The organism is Pseudomonas sp. B16120 (assembly GCF_044218845.1).
Lineage (GTDB): Bacteria > Pseudomonadota > Gammaproteobacteria > Pseudomonadales > Pseudomonadaceae > Aquipseudomonas > Aquipseudomonas paracarnis.
Genome location: NZ_CP162588.1, coordinates 1815210 through 1836041, shown reverse-complemented (window position 1 = coordinate 1836041; position 20832 = coordinate 1815210). Strand labels below are relative to the sequence as shown.

22 protein-coding genes are annotated in these 20832 nt (G+C 59.7%); 10 read left to right on the top strand and 12 right to left on the bottom strand.

Annotated elements, in window-relative coordinates:
* Nucleotides 1–50: 50 nt before the first annotated feature.
* Complete coding sequence (gene mqo / locus AB4P90_RS08765; RefSeq protein WP_014717590.1) at nucleotides 51–1697, bottom strand: malate dehydrogenase (quinone); 1647 nt, start codon at nucleotides 1695–1697, stop codon at nucleotides 51–53.
* Nucleotides 1698–2178: 481 nt separating this feature from the next.
* On the opposite strand from mqo, the gene AB4P90_RS08760 reads away from it, so the two are divergent.
* A complete protein-coding gene (locus AB4P90_RS08760; protein WP_014717589.1) occupies nucleotides 2179–3366 on the top strand; it encodes an MFS transporter in 1188 nt (395 codons plus the stop codon).
* Nucleotides 3367–4025: 659 nt separating this feature from the next.
* Here AB4P90_RS08760 and AB4P90_RS08755 read toward each other — a convergent pair.
* The 3 genes from AB4P90_RS08755 to AB4P90_RS08745 all read right to left on the bottom strand — a co-directional run bounded on the left by AB4P90_RS08755 (nucleotide 4026) and on the right by AB4P90_RS08745 (nucleotide 5606).
* On the bottom strand, nucleotides 4026–4244 hold the full coding sequence (locus AB4P90_RS08755; RefSeq protein WP_395605809.1) for a hypothetical protein: 219 nt from the start codon (nucleotides 4242–4244) through the stop codon (nucleotides 4026–4028).
* 147 nt (nucleotides 4245–4391) lie between these two features.
* On the bottom strand, nucleotides 4392–4757 hold the full coding sequence (locus tag AB4P90_RS08750) for a DUF6124 family protein (RefSeq protein WP_038449480.1): 366 nt from the start codon (nucleotides 4755–4757) through the stop codon (nucleotides 4392–4394).
* A gap of 432 nt (nucleotides 4758–5189) precedes the next feature.
* Complete coding sequence (locus AB4P90_RS08745) at nucleotides 5190–5606, bottom strand: hypothetical protein (RefSeq protein ID WP_196770410.1); 417 nt, start codon at nucleotides 5604–5606, stop codon at nucleotides 5190–5192.
* Between AB4P90_RS08745 and AB4P90_RS08740 the strand changes: the two genes are divergently transcribed.
* The 3 genes from AB4P90_RS08740 (at nucleotide 5605) to tal (ending at nucleotide 8584) form a co-directional block, all read left to right on the top strand.
* Nucleotides 5605–5847, top strand: coding sequence for a CopG family ribbon-helix-helix protein (locus tag AB4P90_RS08740; protein ID WP_038449478.1), 243 nt, complete (start codon nucleotides 5605–5607; stop codon nucleotides 5845–5847). The two genes, AB4P90_RS08745 and AB4P90_RS08740, sit on opposite strands and share 2 nt — an antisense overlap.
* A gap of 193 nt (nucleotides 5848–6040) precedes the next feature.
* Nucleotides 6041–7036, top strand: a complete 996-nt coding sequence (gene dusA, locus AB4P90_RS08735) for a tRNA dihydrouridine(20/20a) synthase DusA (RefSeq protein WP_395605808.1) — start codon at nucleotides 6041–6043, stop codon at nucleotides 7034–7036.
* A 621-nt stretch (nucleotides 7037–7657) separates the two neighbouring features.
* Nucleotides 7658–8584, top strand: a complete 927-nt coding sequence (gene tal / locus AB4P90_RS08730) for a transaldolase (RefSeq protein WP_019818234.1) — start codon at nucleotides 7658–7660, stop codon at nucleotides 8582–8584.
* Nucleotides 8585–8780: 196 nt separating this feature from the next.
* Here tal and rssC read toward each other — a convergent pair whose 3' ends face one another.
* A complete protein-coding gene (gene rssC, locus AB4P90_RS08725; protein WP_010212025.1) occupies nucleotides 8781–9263 on the bottom strand; it encodes an anti-sigma factor antagonist RssC in 483 nt (160 codons plus the stop codon).
* Nucleotides 9263–10444, bottom strand: a complete 1182-nt coding sequence (rssB, locus tag AB4P90_RS08720) for a two-component system response regulator RssB (RefSeq protein WP_014717527.1) — start codon at nucleotides 10442–10444, stop codon at nucleotides 9263–9265. The genes rssC and rssB overlap by 1 nt, the downstream gene beginning before the upstream one ends.
* A 276-nt stretch (nucleotides 10445–10720) precedes the next feature.
* Here rssB and AB4P90_RS08715 point away from each other — a divergent pair, with 276 nt between their 5' ends.
* Nucleotides 10721–11017 carry a PilZ domain-containing protein gene (locus AB4P90_RS08715; protein ID WP_003189689.1) on the top strand — a complete coding sequence of 99 codons (297 nt, stop codon included), beginning with the start codon at nucleotides 10721–10723 and terminating at the stop codon, nucleotides 11015–11017.
* A gap of 137 nt (nucleotides 11018–11154) precedes the next feature.
* Here AB4P90_RS08715 and AB4P90_RS08710 read toward each other — a convergent pair whose 3' ends face one another.
* Complete coding sequence (locus tag AB4P90_RS08710) at nucleotides 11155–11844, bottom strand: VacJ family lipoprotein (RefSeq protein WP_003189688.1); 690 nt, start codon at nucleotides 11842–11844, stop codon at nucleotides 11155–11157.
* Nucleotides 11845–12039: 195 nt separating this feature from the next.
* Here AB4P90_RS08710 and AB4P90_RS08705 point away from each other — a divergent pair, with 195 nt between their 5' ends.
* Nucleotides 12040–12648, top strand: coding sequence for a hypothetical protein (locus AB4P90_RS08705; protein ID WP_060767232.1), 609 nt, complete (start codon nucleotides 12040–12042; stop codon nucleotides 12646–12648).
* Between the two features lie 111 nt (nucleotides 12649–12759).
* Nucleotides 12760–13026: a DUF4404 family protein gene (locus AB4P90_RS08700; protein WP_014717525.1), complete on the top strand. Its 267-nt coding sequence runs from the start codon at nucleotides 12760–12762 to the stop codon at nucleotides 13024–13026.
* A 135-nt stretch (nucleotides 13027–13161) separates the two neighbouring features.
* Here AB4P90_RS08700 and queF read toward each other — a convergent pair whose 3' ends face one another.
* Nucleotides 13162–13992: an NADPH-dependent 7-cyano-7-deazaguanine reductase QueF gene (gene queF / locus AB4P90_RS08695; RefSeq protein ID WP_032903143.1), complete on the bottom strand. Its 831-nt coding sequence runs from the start codon at nucleotides 13990–13992 to the stop codon at nucleotides 13162–13164.
* Between the two features lie 66 nt (nucleotides 13993–14058).
* Nucleotides 14059–14580, bottom strand: coding sequence for a plastocyanin/azurin family copper-binding protein (locus AB4P90_RS08690; protein ID WP_003189683.1), 522 nt, complete (start codon nucleotides 14578–14580; stop codon nucleotides 14059–14061).
* A 156-nt stretch (nucleotides 14581–14736) separates the two neighbouring features.
* Here AB4P90_RS08690 and AB4P90_RS08685 point away from each other — a divergent pair, with 156 nt between their 5' ends.
* Together AB4P90_RS08685 and AB4P90_RS08680 are read left to right on the top strand one after the other, a co-directional pair.
* A complete protein-coding gene (locus AB4P90_RS08685) occupies nucleotides 14737–15417 on the top strand; it encodes a heavy metal response regulator transcription factor (protein ID WP_020302902.1) in 681 nt (226 codons plus the stop codon).
* On the top strand, nucleotides 15414–16763 hold the full coding sequence (locus AB4P90_RS08680; protein ID WP_395605807.1) for a heavy metal sensor histidine kinase: 1350 nt from the start codon (nucleotides 15414–15416) through the stop codon (nucleotides 16761–16763). Before AB4P90_RS08685 ends, AB4P90_RS08680 begins: the two co-directional genes overlap by 4 nt.
* 108 nt (nucleotides 16764–16871) lie before the next feature.
* Here AB4P90_RS08680 and AB4P90_RS08675 read toward each other — a convergent pair whose 3' ends face one another.
* Genes AB4P90_RS08675 through AB4P90_RS08665 form a run of 3 tightly spaced genes read right to left on the bottom strand, consistent with a single transcriptional unit; the run spans nucleotide 16872 to nucleotide 20118 of the window.
* Nucleotides 16872–18116 carry a lipoprotein-releasing ABC transporter permease subunit gene (locus tag AB4P90_RS08675; RefSeq protein ID WP_014717521.1) on the bottom strand — a complete coding sequence of 415 codons (1245 nt, stop codon included), beginning with the start codon at nucleotides 18114–18116 and terminating at the stop codon, nucleotides 16872–16874.
* A gap of 60 nt (nucleotides 18117–18176) precedes the next feature.
* Nucleotides 18177–18860: a lipoprotein-releasing ABC transporter ATP-binding protein LolD gene (gene lolD, locus AB4P90_RS08670; protein WP_019818240.1), complete on the bottom strand. Its 684-nt coding sequence runs from the start codon at nucleotides 18858–18860 to the stop codon at nucleotides 18177–18179.
* A gap of 7 nt (nucleotides 18861–18867) precedes the next feature.
* The gene (locus tag AB4P90_RS08665; RefSeq protein ID WP_072434385.1) at nucleotides 18868–20118 is read right to left on the bottom strand and encodes a lipoprotein-releasing ABC transporter permease subunit; all 1251 of its coding nucleotides are present in this window, start codon (nucleotides 20116–20118) and stop codon (nucleotides 18868–18870) included.
* Nucleotides 20119–20212: 94 nt separating this feature from the next.
* On the opposite strand from AB4P90_RS08665, the gene AB4P90_RS08660 reads away from it, so the two are divergent.
* On the top strand, nucleotides 20213–20791 hold the full coding sequence (locus AB4P90_RS08660) for a PilZ domain-containing protein (protein WP_072434384.1): 579 nt from the start codon (nucleotides 20213–20215) through the stop codon (nucleotides 20789–20791).
* The last annotated feature ends 41 nt before the right edge of the window (nucleotides 20792–20832 follow it).

Genomic DNA, 20832 nt, shown 5'->3' with positions numbered 1-20832 from the left:
AAAAGCCCGCTGACCGTCACCGGTTCAGCGGGCTTTTTCGTGGGTGTTGCTTACAGCGCCAGATCAGACGCCGGCTTGCTTGGCTCAGCCGCAGGCTTGGCAGCCTCGGTAGCCTGTGGAGCAGCCAGTTGCGGGATCGCTGGCGGTGGTGTCAGTTGCAGCACACCGGCAGTGTAGGCCCATTCCTTGGCAACAGCTTCAGGGCTGTCGTTCAGCTTGGTGCCGTAGCTTGGCACGATCTGGTGCAGTTTTTCCTGCCAGGCCGGGCTGGCTACTTTGTCCTTGAACACCTTTTGCAGCACGGTCAGCATGATCGGAGCCGCGGTGGACGCGCCTGGCGATGCACCCAGCAGGCCTGCGATGGTGTTGTCGGCAGAGCTGACCACTTCGGTACCCAGCTTCAGCACGCCGCCTTGCTCTTCATCACGCTTGATGATCTGCACGCGCTGGCCGGCTTGCCACAGGCGCCAGTCGGACTGCTTGGCGTTCGGGAAGTACTCTTGCAGCGCCTTGAAGCGGTCATCATCAGACAGCATCAGTTGGCCGGCGAGGTACTCGACCAGTGGGTATTCACGAATACCGACTTTGGTCATCGGCCAGATGTTGTGGGTGGTGGTGCTGGTCAGCAGGTCCAGGTACGAGCCTTCCTTCAGGAACTTAGTCGAGAAGGTCGCGAATGGGCCAAACAGAATCACGCGCTTGCCATCCAGCACACGGGTGTCCAGGTGCGGAACCGACATCGGTGGCGAACCTACCGAAGCCTTGCCGTAGGCCTTGGCCAGGTGCTGCTCGGCGATGGTCGGGTTCTCGGTCACCAGGAACGAACCACCCACCGGGAAGCCTGCGTATTCCTTGGCTTCAGGAATGCCCGACTTCTGCAGCAAGTGCAGGGCACCGCCGCCGGCGCCGATGAACACGAACTTGGCGTCGGTTTCAGTCTTGGTGCCGTCTTTGAGGTTTTTGTAGCTCACACGCCACGAACCGTCGTCGTTGCGGGTGATGTCCTGCACTTCGCTCGACAGCTTCAAGTCAAACTTCGGCGTGGTTTGCAGGTGAGCGACGAACTGGCGGGTGATCTCGCCGAAGTTTACGTCGGTACCGATCGGGCTCCAGGTGGCCGCGATTTTCTGGTTGGGATCACGCCCTTCCATCATCAACGGAACCCACTTGGCGATTTGCGCCGGGTCTTCGGAGTACTGCATGCCAGCGAACAGCGGGCTGGCCTTCAGGGCTTCGTAGCGCTTTTTCAGGAACTTGATGTTGTCATCGCCCCACACAAAACTCATGTGCGGAGTGGAGTTGATGAACGAACGCGGGTTCTTCAACACGCCCTGCTGAACCTGCCAGGACCAGAACTGACGGGAGATCTGGAACGCTTCGTTGATCTCGACCGCTTTCGGGATCTCAACGTTGCCGTTCTTGTCTTCCGGGGTGTAGTTCAGCTCAGCCAGGGCCGAGTGACCGGTACCGGCGTTGTTCCAGCCGTTGGAGCTTTCTTCGGCCACGCCATCGAGGCGCTCGACCATCTCCATCGACCAATCCGGTTCCAGCTCATTGAGCCAGACACCCAGGGTTGCACTCATGATGCCGCCGCCGATCAGCAGCACATCGACTTTCTTTGCCTCTTCCGCGTGAACGGACGTGATCCCCATCGACAAAGCCAGCCCCAGCAGGGCAGTGTTTACTTTTTTAAACATCAGTAGCACCTATGATAAAACGCCATCCGCCCTACCGCCCCCGATCATGAGTAACCCTCGTTCACGCTACGTCAGGCAACGTACCGCGGGGTCTGCACAGTCACATAAAGGCTGCAGGGTGGGCACACAAGGCCGATGGATCGACCTCACTGTTATGTCCCTTCTGCGCTGACTTCTTATCATTATTGGCTTCAGCTACCTGGGCGACAGCCAACCGCTGGGACGTATACGGGTGTACGCACCAGGGAAAGACTAGCCCAAGACGACGCGCAGAATATCACGCTAAACAGCGTTTATGCGCCGTTTGGCCAATTGACAGGCCTAAATCGCGGCTTTTAATGCGCCCCTGTCAAGCCTGGCAGCCGCGACCTGCGGTCACAGGCGTGGAACTCTGCCGAAAATGGCGGTTCTAGACACCTTCGTCGCGGCTTGCGTAGCATCGGCGACGTCCTTCGTGCACACCCTCCACACAGAGTTACCCATGACAATCCAGCAAACACCCGGGCACGTACTGCCCGCGCGCAGCGCCGCCAAAATGGAAGCGGCCATGGCCGTGGGCGCCTTCGCGATCGGCACCGGCGAATTCGCCATCATGGGCCTAATGCCCGACATCGCCCAGAACCTGGGCCTGAGCGAACCCCAGGTGGGCCACGCCATCAGCGCCTACGCCCTGGGCGTCATGGTCGGCGCCCCACTGCTGGCCATCCTCGGCGCCAAGCTGCTGCGCAAACACATGCTGCTGTTGCTGATGGGCCTGTACGCCCTGGGCAACTTCGCCACCGCCTTCACCCCCACCTTCGGCTCGCTGGTGGCCTTCCGCTTTATCAGTGGCCTGCCCCACGGCGCCTACTTCGGCATCGCCGCCGTGGTCGCCTCCAGCATGGTACCCACCGACAAACGCGCAGGCGCCGTAGCCCGCGTGATGATGGGCCTGACCCTGGCCATGCTGCTGGGCAACCCCATCGCCACCTTCCTCGGCCAACACCTGGGCTGGCGCTCGGCGTTCGCCCTGGTCAGCGTGATCGCCCTGCTCACCATCGCCCTGGTCTGGCAATTCGTGCCCCACCGCCACGACGAACAACGCAGCGACCCACGCAAAGAACTGCGCGCCTTCACCAAACCCCAGGTATGGATGGCCCTGTCCATCGGCGCGATTGGCTTTGCCGGGATGTTCTGCGTATTCAGCTACCTGGCGCCGACCATGCTGGAAGTGACCAAGGTCTCGCCGCAATGGATCCCCTTCGGCCTCGCCGCCTTTGGCGTGGGCGGCATCATCGGCAACATTGCCGGTGGCAAGCTGTTTGATCGCATGCAGTTTCGGGCGGTGGGTTTGATATTGGTATGGTCGATGGCCGTGCTGCTGTTCTTCCCCTTCGCCGCGTCTTCGCTGTGGGGCGTGCTGCTGAGCATGGGGTTGGTGGGCACCATGGTCGCGTTGGCGGCACCGTTGCAGATTCGCTTGATGGACATCGCGCATGAAGCGCCGAGCCTGGCGGCAGCGTCGAACCATGCGGCGTTTAACCTGGCGAATGCGCTGGGGCCGTGGTTTGGGGGGATGGCGATTACAGCTGGCCTCGGCTGGACCAGCACCGGCTACATCGGCGCAGCGACAGCGCTGGTGGGCCTGGGCCTCTACCTGATCGCCCGGCGTATGAAAGGCGGCCATTAACGGCGCGCCTAATACCGATCAGCTACGCGAACACAATATTCCACACAACGAAGATCCAATGTGTGGAGCTTGCCTACGAAAGCATTGGTTCAGTTATAGATCCAGTGACTGACACGCCGCCTTCGCGAGCAAGCCCGCTCCCACAGGGATCTGGGCCGGGCGCTGATTTTGTGGGCGATACATTGGCTAATGTGGGAGCTGGCTTGCCTGCGATAGCGGTATATGAATTAACTGACCCACCGCCATCGCGAGCAAGCCCTCTCCCACAGGGATCCGAGCCGGGCGCTGATTCTGCGAGCGATACATGGCCAATGTGGGAGCTGGCTTGCCTGCGATAGCGGTATATCAGTAACAGATGAGTTAACTGACCCACCGCCATCGCAGCGTCAATATCTACACAACTTCGGCACGACGCTGCAACTGTGGCGAGGGAGCCTGCTCCCCTGAAGACCTGACAGCCGACGCTTATATCCCTGACTCCCACGCTCCAACTGTAGGAGCGGGCTTGCTCGCGAAGACGGCCCGACAGCCGACGAAAATGCTGGATCAGACCGCGTACTATCCGGTACTCAGGCAACGGCTACTTAGCGTTCTCCCCCAACGGCTGCTCACTTTGCAAAGCAGCAAAGCTAGCGAAACACTCTCGCCCCACCACCCCATCAATCATCATGCAACAACCCCGAACCATACTCCCCATAACTACTCCCCAGCCCACTGCCACCGAAATTCATCTTCGCGGCCTTGTTGGGGCTATGGTCACCAAACGCCCGGCATCCACCTGAAAAGCACGGGTCACTGCTCACGGCGGGTGAAGATGAACAAGCGCTTAACAACAACGTGCCGGTGATCATCACGACTTTGACGAGGTTCGAGATCATGGTTTTCAGTTCCCTATGGGCTGGAGGCGCTGGGGTCCTCTCTCGCAGGGAATCGTAGACCTCAACGGCGCAGGGAATTATGAAACTTTGCTGGAAGACAGCATAAGTTCAGGTTGCCGCCTTAGGGCAAGGCGGCAGGGTTAGTTGTCAGGCTTTAACTGAGGCGGTTACAGGCGCAACCTGCTCCTGGGCTCGGTCAACGAGCAGCGAGCTCAACTCGATTAACTGCTGGATGCCCAGGGCGATGGCACGCTGGGAGTCGTCGAGATCGAACGCCAAGGTGACGGCCATTTCGTTGGCGGATGCGAGGTTTTCGGCGGCGTTGGCCAGGAGGGTTTCGGAGTCGGTGGACGGGTTGACGATGAATAGGTTGTCGCTTGGGCGCTCGGTGGGCGCAGCGTCGTCGGATGGGGGCAAGTGATGATGGATTGCTCGCTGGGCTGCGGCTTGAAGCTTGGGATCAGAGGATGCAGCGTTTGAAGCATAAGGCGGATTAGGTGTGACCTTGTACATGGCGAAGCTCCTTAACTATTCAGGAACTACCAGTCTCACTTCCACATGAGAGGTGGCAGCTGTACGCAGGTGTGGAAGACCAGGGCTAAGGACCCGGCGCACCGAAGTGCCCCGCGCACAGCCGCCGAAACACATGATACAGACGTTAAAAAACGCCGGTAGGTGTTTATGACGATTGCGTCTTAGCTCGGTACGGACTTCCACATCCGACCGCTGGTTTTCCAGCGGTTTAGGGAGGTTAGCCAGAGGAGGTCTGAGGGGCAAGCCGAGAAAAGTGTGGGAAGTTTCCCGCTGGGTTTTGGATCAGAGATGAAGGTATGGTGGTCTGACTCCGAAGCGCGACCAATACCTATTATTCGCTGAAAGGAAGCCTAGACTTTTAATACACAGTGGAAGCGAACAACTCCCCCATTGAACATTCAAGACAATTACCTAAGCAAGCTCCCAAGGTTTATCATTTCGGCCATCGACTGGCTTCAACACCCCATCCTTTCTCATCGCCATTGCCGTCCACCGAACGTCGTACTGCCAAGTATAGAGAAGCGAGCCGGACCGCTTTATATCAGACTCATAATGATCCCATATATATTTGGCGACATCCCTCGGCCAGCCAACCCCACCCATGGATTTCAACGCGGTAACAACCCAAGGTTTCATATCCTCTCTTGTAATCATAAATACCTGTTCAAATTTACCGAGATATCGTATCAGACCACCATAACCGGTTTTGAGTTGGTATAGGAAAAGCAAACGATTCACTCCCAGACACACCTCACCACGACCTGTCGATTCAACCCACCGCTCCAAGGCGTAAGATGCCCCAAAACCTTCTTTCATCGAGGCTGCCATGACTGGAATATCCCTAAACCTGCCGGAAGACTTATCCAATTCTCTCGCCGACCTAGCAAAAACCAACGGTCAGACAGCAAGCTACCTAGCAATGGACGTTCTTCGCGACTACATCGAGCACAAAAAAACGCTGACCGCCCAAATTGAGCTGGCAGTAAAGGAAGCCGGCCAAGGCAAATTCGCCACCAATGACCAAGTAGCAGCCATACGCGCTAGGCGCTGGAGCATGAATCCGGGTTGAGTGGCTTGAAAAAGCATTCAAAAATCTGGAAGACGAAGCGAAATAGCTCTCGAAAATCCAAAGGAAAAGGGGGACGGAAAAGGAAGACAGATTTGTTTAATATTAGGGTCTCGCGCCACCCGATCATCACCCAGCCCCTCCGACCCATTCCTGATAAACTGCCCACCCTTCGCATTCTCCATCCAAGACTCCAATGCCTTCAGCCATAGCTCCACCGAAAGCCCTCTCCCGCCGCTTCTCCGTCGCCCCCATGATGGACTGGACCGACCGCCACTGCCGGTTCTTCCTACGCCTGCTCTCCAAACACGCCCTGCTCTACACCGAGATGGTCACCACCGGCGCTATCCTCCATGGCGACCACGACCGCTTCCTGCGCCACAACGAAGCCGAGCACCCGCTGGCGCTGCAGTTGGGCGGCAGTGTTCCGGCTGATCTGGCCGCCTGCGCCCGTATGGCCGAGGCCGCCGGTTACGACGAAGTGAACCTGAACGTCGGTTGCCCCAGCGACCGGGTGCAGAACAATATGATCGGCGCGATCCTCATGGCGCACCCTGCCCTGGTGGCGGACTGTGTGAAAGCCATGCGCGATGCGGTGTCGATTCCGGTGACGGTGAAGCACCGTATCGGCATCAATGGGCGGGACAGTTATGCCCAGTTGTGTGATTTCGTCGGGACGGTAAAGGAAGCCGGTTGCACCAGTTTTACCGTGCATGCGCGGATTGCGATTCTGGAGGGGTTGTCGCCCAAGGAGAACCGGGACATTCCGCCGTTACGCTATGACGTGGCGGCGCAGTTGAAGCGGGACTTTCCGGAGTTGGAGATTAATCTCAATGGTGGGATCAAGACGCTGGAGCAGTGCCAGGAGCATTTGCAGACGTTTGATGGGGTGATGCTGGGGCGGGAGGCTTATCACAATCCGTATCTGTTGGCGGAGGTGGACCAGCGGTTGTTTGGCAGTGAGGCGCCGGTGATTAGCCGGGCGGAGGCGTTGGCGCAGTTGCGGCCTTATATTGCTGAGCATTTGGCCAGTGGTGGGACGATGCATCACATTACTCGGCATGTGTTGGGGTTGGGTACTGGGTTTCCTGGGGCGCGCAAGTTCAGGCAGTTGTTGTCGGTGGATATTCATAAGGCTGCGGATCCGTTGGCGTTGTTGGATCAGGCGGGGGCGTTGTTGGAGGGGCGGTGATTGGTCGAGTGTCAGGTAGATGCTCATTGGGCGTACCGGCGCTATCGCAGGCAAGCCAGCTCCCACATTTTTGCCTGGTGAGTGTCAGGTAAGTACTCATTGGGTGTACCGGCGTTATCGCAGGCAAGCCAGCTCCCACATTTTTGCCTGGTGAGTGTCAGGTAAGTACTCATTGGGTGTACCGGCGTTATCGCAGGCAAGCCAGCTCCCACATTTTTGCCTGGTGAGTGTCAGGTAAGTACTCATTGGGTGTACCGGCGTTATCGCAGGCAAGCCAGCTCCCACATTTTTGCCTGGTGAGTGTCAGGTAAGTACTCATTGGGTGTACCGGCGTTATCGCAGGCAAGCCAGCTCCCACAGTTTGACCGATGAGGGCTAGGTGAATCTCAGTGGCTGGGCTGGCGTCATGCAGGCAAGTTGGCTCCCACAGTTTGATCGGAGGGCATCGAGCAGTTGGGGGGAACCTGTCGGCGATTCTGGCCTCCTAGTTAGCACCACGGCCGGTAATTCAAACGGCTGTTTCCAGGTTATTGCCCTCGCAAACGACCTAACGCATTTGCGCCCTTGAGCGCCTGCCAGCGCTCGGGTAATGTCATCAGACCCACAGGACAGAGCACGCCCATGACTTCCAAGCTGGAACAACTCAAGCAATTCACCACCGTCGTAGCCGATACCGGCGATTTCTCCACGCTCGCCAAGCTCAAGCCGCAAGACGCGACCACCAACCCTTCCCTGCTGCTCAAGGCTGCGTCGATTCCTGGCTATGCCAAGCTGCTGGATGAGTGTGTGCAGGACTGCAACGGCGATGTGGGCCTGGCCAGTGACCGCTTTGCGGTGGCGGTGGGTCAAGAGATTCTCAAAGTCGTGCCGGGCCGTATTTCCACTGAGGTGGATGCGCGTCTGTCGTTCGACGAGGCCGCGATTCTCAAGCGTGCGCACCGTCTGATCGACCTGTACGACAAGGCTGGGGTTGGCCGTGACCGCGTGCTGATCAAGATCGCCTCCACCTGGGAAGGCATCCGTGCCGCCGAGAAGCTGGAAAAAGAAGGCATCCAGACCAACCTGACGCTGCTGTTCTCGTTTGCCCAGGCCGTGGCTTGTGCTGAAGCGGGTGTGTTTTTGATTTCTCCGTTCGTAGGCCGTATCTACGACTGGTACAAGAAGGCCAACGGCAACGACTACACCGGTTCCGATGACCCGGGCGTGCAGTCGGTGACGCGCATCTACAACTACTACAAGGCTAACGGCTACAAGACCGTGGTGATGGGTGCGAGCTTCCGTAACCTCAGCCAGATCGAAGAGCTGGCCGGGTGTGATCGCCTGACCATCAGCCCGGACCTGCTGGAGAAGCTGGCGGCGGATGAAGGCAAGCTGGAGCGCAAGTTGGCGCCAGGCCATGCCGGTGAGGCCCGTGTGCATATGACTGAAGCGCAGTTCCGTTGGGAGTCCAACGAGGACGCGATGGCGACTGAGAAGCTGGCGGAGGGCATTCGCCAGTTTGCGCGGGACCAGGAGAAGCTGGAGGCGTTGTTGTCGGCCAAGCTGTAAAGGCAGATAGCGGCAAAAAGGGCGGTACCTGTGAGGGTGCCGCCCTTTTTTGTGCGTCGGTGTCACCGCCGCCCTATGTGGGAGCTGGCTTGCCTGCGATAGCGGTGGGCCAGTCAACACTTAATCGACTGACACTGCGCAATCGCAGGCAAGCCAGCTCCCACATTGGACTGTGTGTGTTTGAGCAGGGAAGCTGTTAGTGCCGCTCGAGTGCGTTGACGAGGTCGTGGAAGGCTTCGCGGTTGGACTCGTTGAGGCCCATCAGGATCTTGTGCGCTTCCAGCACCTTGACCCGTACGATCTCTTCGGACTGGTCCTGGGACGGCAGGTCGGTGAGGCATTCCGGGCACGGGATGGGGCGATCAACGATGTTGAACACCTGGTCAAAGCCCATGGACTGCAACAGACGAGTGATGTCTTCATGGGTGGTGACCACGGTCGGCAACAGGCCGACCTTCTGCCGCGACAGAATGGACAACTTGGCCAACAGGCCCAGGGTGGTGCTATCGATGCTGCGCGTTTCGGTCAGGTCGATCACGATCGCCGAGAAGTTCAGCGCGGTGAAGATCCGCTCGATCGTCGCATCCAGGGCCGAACACAAGGTCAGGCGCACTTCACCGACAAATTTCAGGACGAAGGTCCCGTCTTGCTCGGCGAATTGGATTCTTCCGGTACTCATCAAAGATTCCTGCTCAACACCAATAGGGCGATATCATCCGGCATCTCCCCTAGCGTGGCCAATCCAAAAACCTGCCGCAGGCCATCCAGGCTGCCGCCCGCCGACTTGACCTTTTGGGGCAAGGCGGCTTCTTTCTCTTTGAGTGTAGGCTCTGGCAAAAGGTCCAGGATGCCGTCGGACATCAGCGTCAGGCTGAAAGTCGGCGGCAGTTCCAGGATGTGGTCTTCGTAGGTGGCTTCGTTAAACAAGCCTACGGGCAGGCCACGCCCTTCCAGGTAGCGCACACTGTCAGGAGTGTACAAAACAGGCATCGGCAGGTGACCGCCAATGCTGTAGGTCAAAAGACCAGTTTCTTCGTCGATCACGCCGCCGACCATCGTCACGTGCTTGCCCAGCTTGCAGCTGATCAGGCCCCGGTTGATGTGGCCCAGCACCTCGGAGGGGGTGAACTCCGGCAAGGTGCCATTGCGCTTGGACTCGAACAACAGCCGTGTGGTCATGAACTTCAACAACACGGTGACAAAAGCCGAAGACGCGCCGTGGCCGGAAACGTCGGCCAGGTAGAAAGCAACGCGGCGCTCATCGACGCGGAAATAGTCGACAAAATCACCCGACAGGTACAACGACGGGATGATCTGGTGGGCAAACTTGAATTCGTCAATCGTCCAGGGGCTCACCGGCAGCATGTTCATCTGCACCTGGCGACCGGCGTTCTGGTCTTCCTGCAGCAGGTTCAGGCTGGCTTCGAGCTCGCGGTTGGCGGTCTCGAGCTTTTCGCGGTAGCGCTGGTTTTCCAAAAGCAGGCGTGCACGGTCCAGGGCGCGGCGCACCGAGTGCTCCAGCACGGCCAGGTCTTCCAGGGGCTTGATCAGGTAATCGGCAGCGCCCAGGCGCAGGGCTTCGACGGCGTCGTTCATGACACCGGCACCGGACACGACAATCACCGGCGTTTGCGGGGCAAGGTCGGTCACCTGGCGAATCAGCTCCAGGCCGCCCATCTGGGGCATGCGCAGGTCGCAGATCACAAGGTCGGGCTTGTCGCGCTCGAATACCTGGAGACCCTGTTGGCCATTACTGGCCTGCAGGACGCTGAAGCCACTGTCTTCCAAGTAGGCCGCGAGGCTCGCGCGCACTACTTCGTCGTCATCGATTATCAGCAGCGTGGCACTGGTTTTTTGCATGTGGGCAAACGGCGCCAGAATTAGGTTGGCGTAGGCGGCTCGGCAATGGCCGGGCTCACGTACTGGATTCGCTTTCTAGCCTCTCTGTCCTACAAAGCATTGGGATTTGGCCCATGCACAACGGTAAAGCAGAGGTGCCCTTCTAAGGCGCAGACGGTACTCCCATCCGTGAGGGGTTTCAAGCTCATGCCGATGGTCGCCGGGCGTCTTTACACCGCAAATCACCGGGAGTTATAAGAACCCTCACAACCACAACGCAAAGTAAGGATGGATGCTGTGAGCGAACACGAGCGCGACTACGCCGAAAAACGCGATTTCATCCGCATGCGAATAGATGCCGATGTGTCTTTGATCCATGCCGGGCAGGAGATTGCCGGTACCTGCGTGGACCTCTCCAGTTCCGGCATGCAAGTGCAGGCACCTCGCCAGTTCACGGTGGGTGACCTGCTGACCGTGCGCATTGATTCAGAACACGCTGCGCTCAGGGGTCTTGAAGCGGATACCGAGGTGGTGTGGACCAAGGCAGTAGGCGATGACCAGCATCTGGGCCTCAAGATTCTGAAAATGCGCTAACGCAGCATCCAGCCCCTGCGCAAGGGTGACGCGGAGCGTCACGGGATGCGTTCCCACGCGGAGCGTGGGGAACGATCAGCGCGCACAAAAAAGGCGACCCTATAAAGGTCGCCTTTTTCATTTCAAAACGTCACAGCTTAAAAGTCGTCAACGACCTTGCCGTCCTTGACCTTGAACTCGCGGTTCTGCAGGTAAGCGTTACGAATGAAGGTGTACTTGTCGCCGCTGATCAGCTTCTCGCTGTCGAGCAGGCTGGCGCGCACGTCGACCACGTTGAGGCCGAAGGTGCTGTTACGCCAGCCGATGTCGTTCATGTAGCGGTACGGTTGGGTGTAGCTGTCGACGTATTTGGACGGCGCATCACGCAAGGTGCTTGGGCCCAGCAACGGGATCATCACGTACGGGCCGCTGCCCACGCCCCAGTAGCCGAGGGTTTGGCCGAAGTCTTCATCGCTGCGCTGCAGCCCCATTTTGGTGCCGACGTCAATAAAGCCCAGAACGCCAAATGTGGTGTTGACCAACAAGCGGGCGGTGTCGACGCCTGCATTGTGCGGCTTGAGTTGCAGCACGTTGTTGGCCAGGTTGCCGACATCACCGATGTTGCGGAAGAAGTTGTGAACGCCGTCCTGCACAAATTGTGGGGTGACGAACTGATAGCCCTGGGCGATTGGCTTGAGGGCATAGGTGTCAACGGTGTCGTTGAAGGTGAAGATGGGGCGGTTGACGCTTTCCCACGGGTCATCTTCCGAGGCCGCTTGGGCAGCGAAAGGCGCCAACAGGATGGTGGCACACACCGATAGCTGAGCGAAGTACTGGCTCCAGCGCATAGCTTTTGCTCCTTGAATGGTCTGTCATGGGCGCTATGCCCTGAATAAGGCTGTCAGTATATGACGGAAGTGCCGATTTAGGCAGCTACCTAGAATCGTCTTAGGGAAAATGCACAAAATTCCTACAAATATCGACAGTGTCATCCCCTTGTCATGCCGCCCCGATAGCGTGGCAGCTATTTCAGGGACGTTCAGATGCCACACGTCGAGATTGCCGTCGCCGCCGCCCCCTCATTGACCGCCGTGTTATTTGGCCTGAGTGGCTGCCTGGTGGATTTTGGTTCCCTGGCGCGCACCGACTCACCTTGCGCCGACGCCGAGGCCACGCCAGGCGCGTTGAAAATCCTGCGCAGTCTCAAAGAACAAGGCGTGCCCTGCGCCTGGCTGGACGAACTGCCTCCCGCCGTGACCACGCCACTCTGCGCCGGCCTGCCGGGCTGGCTCAAGGCGGCCTCGCCCTCCTCCATTCGCTGGCCCGCGCCCCACGCTTGCTGGCAAGCCCTGATGGAGTTGAACATCGAACGCCTGGAAGGCTGCGTACTGGTCAGCGGCGAGCCGCGCCTGCTGCAATCGGGCCTGAATGCCGGTTTGTGGACCATCGGCCTGGCCTCCTGCGGTTCGCTCTGCGGCCTGTCGCCCCAGCAATGGCAGGCGCTGACCGAGCAGCAACGCGAACACAAGCGCGGCAAGGCCACGGTGGCGCTCTATGGCCTGGGTGTGCATTCGGTGATCGACCACCTCGGCGAACTCGGCACCTGCCTGGCCGACATCCGCCTGCGCCAACTCAAGGGCGAGAAGCCCTGATCGAGATCATGCACAGTTGGCCGCAGTGGATTAATCTACAGGTCAGCCCGTAGACCTTTCACGGCGTGCCGCGGTCTATGCCAGTGCCTATCGATAAAAGGAAAGAACGTCATGCCTGATCGCGAGAAGTTACAACAGCAGGCCGATATTGTGCGTGAGCAACTGGAGAATCATCCCGAGTTGCCCGCCGAGAAACGTCAAGCATTGGAAGAGTTGATCGCCAAATTCGAAGTCCAGTTGGAAATGGAACCGGCCACCCAGACGCCCAGCATCGCTGACGATGTGAACCGGGCAGTGGAAGGTTTTGAACTGGACCATCCAGGCATTGCCGGGACGTTGCGCAATATCGTGCTAACCCTTGGCAATATCGGCATCTAACCCGAGCCCAAGCCAAACACAAAACCAAATGTGGGAGCTGGCTTGCCTGCGATAGCGGTGTATCAGTCACTTGATGAATGACTGAAAGATCGCAATCGCAGGCAAGCCAGCTCCCACAGTTTTTTGTATGAAGGCTTACTGACGCGCCAGGCGCACGTTCAGGAACTGGGTGTTCTCAGTGCTGCGATACGGGTTGATATCCAACCCACCCCGACGCACATAGCGTGCATACACGGTCAACTTCTCCGGCTTGAGCAAGCGCTGCAAGTCCAGGAAGATCCGCTCCACACACTGCTCATGAAAGTCCGAGTGCTGGCGAAAGCTGACGATATATTCCAGCAGGCTGGCGTGATTCAGCGCCGCACCACGGTATTCCACCACCACACTGCCCCAGTCAGGCTGGCTGGTCACCGGGCAGTTGGATTTGAGCAGGTGGCTGTGCACGCTCTCCTCCACCACGCGCGAATCATCGCAACGCAGCAGTTCAGGGCGTGGGTGTTCGTAGCTGCTGACGTTGATATCCAGGCCGTCAATGCACACGCCGGGCAACGCCATCACGCCTTCTGCCTCGATGTCGGCCAGGCTGCGAATACGCACGTTCACGGGCTTGCCGGCCGCAGCGCTGAGGTCGGTGCGCAGGGTGGCTTCAAGGCTGGACGTATCGGCAAACGCGGTCTGGTTCAGCGAGTTGAGGTACAGCTTGAACGACTTGGACTCGATGATGTTTGGCGAGTCGGCCGGAATGCTGAATTCACCGATGGCTACCACCGGCTTGCCCGAGGGCAACAGCCAGGACAGTTCGAAGCAGTTCCAGAAATCCACGCCCTTGTACGGCAGGGTCTCGGCGCTCAGGCCCAGCTCGGCCCACTTGGCGGCGCGTGGAATCGGGAACAACAACGAAGGCGTGTAGGTGCTGATGTATTCACTGGACTTGCCCAGCGGCGAATGTTCGGCTGCGGGATGCATGGCGGAAACCTGGCTAAATAAACCGCGCCAGTCTACCAGCCTTTGCTCCCGCCCTTAACAAACGCCTCACTCAACGGTCAGTTTGCCGACCATGCCCGCCTGGTAATGCCCAGGCAGGTTGCAGGCGAACTCAAGGCCTGTGGCCTGCTTGAACGTCCAGGTCAGTTCGGCCGTCTTGCCCGGCTCCACCAACACACTGTTGGGATCGTCGTGCTTCATGCCGCCCATGTCGCCGTGGCCCATGGCGCTGTGATCCATCTTGCCCATGCCGGTGGCGGTGAGCATGCCACTGGCTTGCATCTGCAACATCTCTTTCTGGTGGGCGGCATGCATGGCCGCGTCACCCAGGTTGAACTCATGCAGCAACTGGCCTTTGTTGACCAGCACGAAGCGCACGGTTTCACCGGCCTTGACGTCCAGGGACTTGGGCTCAAAGGCAATGTCCCGCAGCGTGACTTCAACGGTGCGCGTGGCTTTATCCGCCGGGGCCGGCTGGCCGAACGCGTAGGTGTGAGTCGCATCCGCCAGTGCATTGAAACTCAACGCCAACAGGCAGCCCGCCAATAACTGGGGTGTACGCAACGCCATCTTTCACTCTCCAAAATAGGTATCCAGCGTGGGCAACACTTTAAGATGGCCTCGCTGCCAGCCAGCTGACTGCTAGATTACAACTTTGTCAGCTTGCGCCCATACCCCGGAGCCCAGGGTATAAAGGCCGGCGTCCACCTTGACCAAGAGCCCTACATGAAACTGCTGATCGTCGAAGACCAACCCAAAACCGGTCATTACCTGCGTCAGGGCCTGGCCGAAGCGGGCTTTACCACCGAACTGGTGGCCGACGGCACCAGTGGCCAGCACTTGGCGCTAACGGGCGACTATGACTTGTTGATCCTCGATGTGATGCTGCCCGGCCGCGATGGCTGGCAAATCCTGCAGGCGGTGCGCAGTGCCGGCCTGGACATCCCGGTGCTGTTCCTCACCGCTCGCGATGCCGTAGAAGACCGAGTACATGGCCTGGAGCTGGGCGCCGACGATTACCTGGTCAAACCCTTCGCGTTTTCCGAACTGCTGGCGCGGGTGCGCACCTTATTGCGCCGTGGCAGCAGCACGCCGCAGGAGACCACGCTGCAACTGGCCGACCTGAGCCTGGACTTGATCCGCCGGCGCGTCGAGCGCAGCGGCCAGCGCATCGACCTCACCGCCAAGGAGTTCGCCTTGCTGGAGCTGCTGCTACGCCGCCAGGGCGAAGTGCTGCCCAAGACGCTGATCGCCTCCCAGGTGTGGGACATGAATTTCGACAGCGACACCAACATCATCGAAGTTGCCATTCGCCGCCTGCGCCTGAAAGTCGATGACAATTTCCCCAATAAGCTGATCCACACCGTGCGCGGCATGGGTTACGTGCTGGAGGAACGGTTCACGTGATCAAGCGCCTGTCCCTGACCAGCCGCCTGGCGCTGCTGTTTGCCGCCTGCACGGCGGTGGTCTCGTTGATCGCCGGGGTGTTGTTCAACCGGGCCAGCGAGGCGCACTTCATGGAGCTGGACCAGCAACAGCTCGAAAGCAAACTGGTGGCCCTGCGCAGCACCTTGCAGGGTGTCGCCTCACCGGAAGACCTCGCCCGGCGAACCCCTCAACTGCGCGCCGAACTCGATCACCAGCCCGACCTCGCCTTGCGCATCACCGGAGCTGGGCAACGTTGGCTGGACGGCGCGCCACACCTTCCCTTGCCCCAAGCACCCGGCCTGCACAGCCTGCAATACGCAGGCACCGACTACCGCGTATTCATCGCGCCCTTGACGCCCAGCCAACTGGATTCGCCACAACTGACCCTGATCCTCGACATCACCCACCACCAGCACTTTCTGCAACGCATGCAACGCTTGATCTGGCTGACCGTCGGCCTCTCGGCCCTGGCCACTGCCCTGCTCGGCGCCTGGGCCGCGCGCAGTGGCTTGCGACCGCTGCGGCGCATGGGCGAAGTGGCCGCCAGTGTCTACGCCCACTCCCTCACGCAACGCTTACCCCAAGAACAAATGCCGGTGGAGCTCGCGGAGCTGGCCCAAGCCGTCAACGCCATGCTGGCGCGCCTGGATGACGCGTTCCAGCGCCTGTCTGCCTTCAGCGCAGATATCGCCCACGAACTGCGCACACCGCTGTCCAACCTGCTGACCCAGACCCAAGTCATCCTCACCCAACCGCGCCCGCTGGAGGATTACCGCGAGGCGCTGCACAGCAATCTGGAAGAGCTGCAATGGATGGCGCAACTGGTCAACGACATGCTGTACCTGGCCAAAGCTGACCACGGCTTGCTGATGCCCAGCCGAGAAGCTCTGGATTTGGGCGATGAGGTCGACGCACTGTTGGAGTTCTTTACCCTGCTGGCGGAGGACGCACAGGTGACGCTGGTGCGCGAAGGCACCGCCCAGACGATGGGCGATCGCGGTATGTTGCGCCGGGCCTTGTCGAATCTGCTGGATAACGCGCTGCGGTTTACCCCACCGGGCGGCGAAGTGCGGGTGCGGATCGAGAGTGGCGTGACACTGACGGTTGAGAACAGCGGGGAAGGTATTCCTGCGCCGTTATTGCCGCGGCTGTTTGACCGGTTCTACCGAGCCGATCCGTCGAGGCGTGCAGGTAGCAGTGAACATGCAGGCCTGGGGTTGGCGATTACCCAGTCGATTGTGCGGGCGCATGGCGGGAGGATTTATTGTGAGTCGCAGGCGGGCTGGACCAGGTTTGTGATTGAATTGCCCAAGGGCGACTGCTGATCGTTCCCACGCTCCGCGTGGGAACGCATTCCGGGACGCTGTGCGTCCCAACAGCGGACGCGGAGCGTCCGGTGAGGCATTCCCGCGCAGAGCGTGGGAACGAGCAGGTTACGAATACCTGAGGGCGTGCGCCGGCTCAATCTTCGCCGCCCGATACGCCGGGTAAATCGTCGCCAAGAAGCTCAACACAAACCCCGCCGAGCAGATCAGCAACACATCCCCACCTTGCAGCTCCGAAGGCAGGTTGCTGACAAAGTACACATCCGAGCTGAAGATATGCTGCCCGCTCACCCGCTCCAGCCAGCCCACCAGCTCACTCACGTTCAGCGCCGCAATCACCCCCAACACGCCGCCGATCAAGGTGCCGACCACGCCAATCACGGTGCCCTGCACCATGAAGATCGCCATAATCTGCCGAGGTGTGGCGCCGATGGTACGCAGGATCGCGATATCCGCGCCCTTGTCGTTCACCACCATGATCAAGGTGGCGATGATGTTGAACGCGGCCACGGCGACGATCATCAGCAGCAGCAGGCCGATCATGGTCTTTTCCATTTTCATCGCGCTGAACAGGCTGCCCTGGGTGTGGGTCCAGTCATCCGGCTTGTAAGCCGCGCCCAGGCTGGCGGCGATATCTGCCGAGACTTTGGGCGCTGCGTACAAGTCCTTTACCGCCAGGCGCACGCTTTGCACCTGGTTGGGCTGCCAATGCTGGATTTCAGCGGCATCGGCCATGTGGATCAGGGCCATGGAGCCATCCAGTTCGGCGCCGACCTTGAAGATGCCCACCACATTCAGGCGCTGCATGCGCGGGGTGATACCGCCCGGGGCGCTGCTGAGCTCCGGCACGATCAGGGTCAGCTTGTCGCCCACGTTCAGGCGAAAACGCCGCGCAGTGATATCACCGACCACCACACCGAACTCGCCAGGTTTGAGGTCGTCGAGTTTGCCGCGCACGATGTGCTGGGCCACGATCGACACCTTGCCTTCCTGAGCCGGGTCGACGCCGCTGATCTCGATGGGCTGCATCGCGCCCTTATAGGAAAACATGCCATCCATCTGGGTGAAGGGCACAGCGGCGGTGACTTGCGGATTCTTCATCGCGGCCGCGGCCACCGGCTGCCAATCATCAATCGGCTTTACGCCGACGATGGTGGCGTGGGGCACCATGCCGAGGATGCGCGAGCTCATTTCACGCTGAAAGCCGTTCATTACCGAAAGCACCACGATCATCGCCAATACGCCCAGGGCGAGGCCGATCATCGAGGTCATCGAGATAAACGAGACAAAACGGTTGCGGCGCTTGGCGCGGGTATAGCGCGTGCCGATAAAAATCGATAACGGTCTGAACATTCGCGGGCACCGTTGGAAAAATGAAAAAGCCCGACCTCTAAAAACCGGGCTTGCAACAGGTCAGATAGCGACCAGATGACCTTCCTGCAAATGCAGTACACGGTCCATCTGCCGGGCCATGCTCATGTCATGGGTCACCACCAGGAACGCGGTGCGCATCTGGGTGCTCAGTTCCAGCATCAAGTCCTTGATGCCCTGGGCGGTGTGGGAGTCGAGGTTGCCGGTCGGCTCGTCGAGCATCACCAGGCCCGGGTTGTTCACCAGGGCACGAGCAATCGCCACGCGCTGGCGCTCACCACCGGACAACTCCGCCGGCTTGTGCTCCAGGCGGTGGCCCAGGCCGACGCGTTCGAGCAAGGCCGTGGCACGCTGACGCGCTTCAGGAATCGCGGTCTTGCCGATCAACAGCGGCATGCACACGTTTTCCAGGGCGGTGAATTCCGGCAGCAAGTGGTGGAACTGGTACACAAAGCCCAACGAGCGATTGCGCAGTTGGCCGCGGGCCTTTTCATTCAACGCCGATAGTTCTTCACCGGCCAGCCATACGCTGCCCTGGGACGGCGTATCGAGGCCGCCCAGCAGGTTGAGCAAGGTACTCTTGCCGGAACCGGAACTGCCGACGATCGCCACACGCTCGCCAGGGTGCAGTTCAAGCTGCAGGTTGGACAGCACCACCACCGACTCCGGGCCTTCCTCGTAGGATTTGCCCAGGTTGCGGCAGCTCAGGATTGCTTTTTCACTCATGCCCGATTCACTCATAACGTAATGCCTGTGCTGGCTGGGTACGTGCCGCGCGCCAGGCTGGATACAGGGTGGCAAGGAAGCTCAGGACCAACGCAGCGCCGCCCACCATCAGCACGTCCTGGGTTTGCACCTGGGACGGCAAGTAATCGATGAAGTAGACGTCGGCGTTGAGAAACTTGTGGCCGATCACCTTTTCAAGCAGGGCGATGGCGGCGCTGACGTTCAGCGCGGCCAGAATGCCCACCGCCGTGCCGATCAAGGTGCCAACCACGCCGATCACGGTGCCCTGCACCATGAAGATCGCCATGATCTGCCCCGGCGTGGCGCCCAACGTACGCAGAATGGCGATGTCGCCCTTCTTGTCGTTCACCACCATCACCAGCGTGGAGATAATGTTGAAAGCCGCCACGGCGACGATCAGCAACAACAACAGGCCGATCATGGCTTTTTCCATGCGGATGGCCTGGTACAGGTTGCCGTGGGTGCGGGTCCAGTCGCGGGCGTAGTACTCGGTCTCCCCAAGGTGCTGGGCAATTTCCCAGGCACCGCGCGGCGCATCGAACAGGTCGTTGAATTTCAGGCGCAGGCCCTGCACCTGGTCAGGCTGCCAGCGATGCAGGCGGGCCAGGTCGGTGAGGTTGGTCAGGCCGATGTAACCGTCGATCTCGCCAGCACCGACGTGGAAGGTGCCCACCACGGTAAAGCGCTTCATGCGCGGGAACATGCCGGCCGGGGTCACGGTGACTTCCGGGGCGACGAAGGTCAGCTTGTCGCCAACCCCCACGCCCAGCTTGGCCGCGGCCTTGTCACCGATAACGATGCCAAAGCTGCCCGGCGACAGCGCGTCGAGCTTACCTTGCAGCATGAACTTGTCGATGATCGAGACATTGCGTTCCTGGGCCGGGTCGATGCCATTGAGCAGGATCTTCTGCACTTTGCCGTCGTTGGTCAGCAACCCCTGCATCTGGGTAAACGGCGCTACCGCCACCACCTTGGGGTTCTGCTGGACCTTGGCGGCCAGGCTTTGCCAGTCGTTGATGGGCGCATCGCCCTCGATGGTCGCGTGGGGCACCATGCCCAGCACGCGGGTGCGCATCTCATGATCGAAGCCGTTCATCACCGACAGCACCACGATCATCACGACCACGCCCAGGGCGAGACCGATCATCGAGGTCAAGGAAATGAACGACACAAAATGATTGCGACGCTTTGCACGGGTATAACGCGTGCCGATAAATACGAAGAGAGGTCTGAACATGTCGGGGCTTGTTCGGAGGAAAAGAAGACGTCCCGGTGGCGGGGTCTGGTCAGCAGCTTTACACTCAGACCATTACCGTTACCTGGGGTTCGCCATGTCGACATTAGATGAAGAAGAGCGCCGCGAATACTACCGTATCGATGACATGATCGCACTTCAAATCAAACCCCTGTCTGGCCCCGACGCGGCGAGCAAGGAAGTGTTGCTGGATGATTCGCCGCTGTTCAATCTGCTCAGCGAACTGCATCTGAGCGAATTCGAAGCCCAGCACCTGCTGCGCCAGATCAGCGAGAAAGACCGCAGCCTGGCGGCCTTCCTCAAAGTGCAGAACAAACGCCTGGATCTGCTCAGCCAGGTCATGGCTCGCGGTTTGCTGAACGAGGTGGGCGCGCCGCAACCGGTGATCCTCTCCGAAGGCGGCATCGACTTCCAGCACCCGACACCGCTGCCCGCCGACACTCACCTGGCGGTCAAGCTGGTGCTGATGCCCCAGGCGCTCGGCCTGTTGCTGCGCGCGCGGGTGACCCATTGCGATCCCAAGGGCGACGGCTTTGATGTGGGCACGGAGTTCGAGTCCATGACCGATGCCCAACGCCAACTGCTGGCGCGCTATATCCTGCAGAAACAGGCCCAGGAACGCCGCCTGGCGCGAGAACAAAGCGAAGACCTCTGAATGCGTATTCACGACGCCAGCCATCCTGGCGCAAAGGAGCA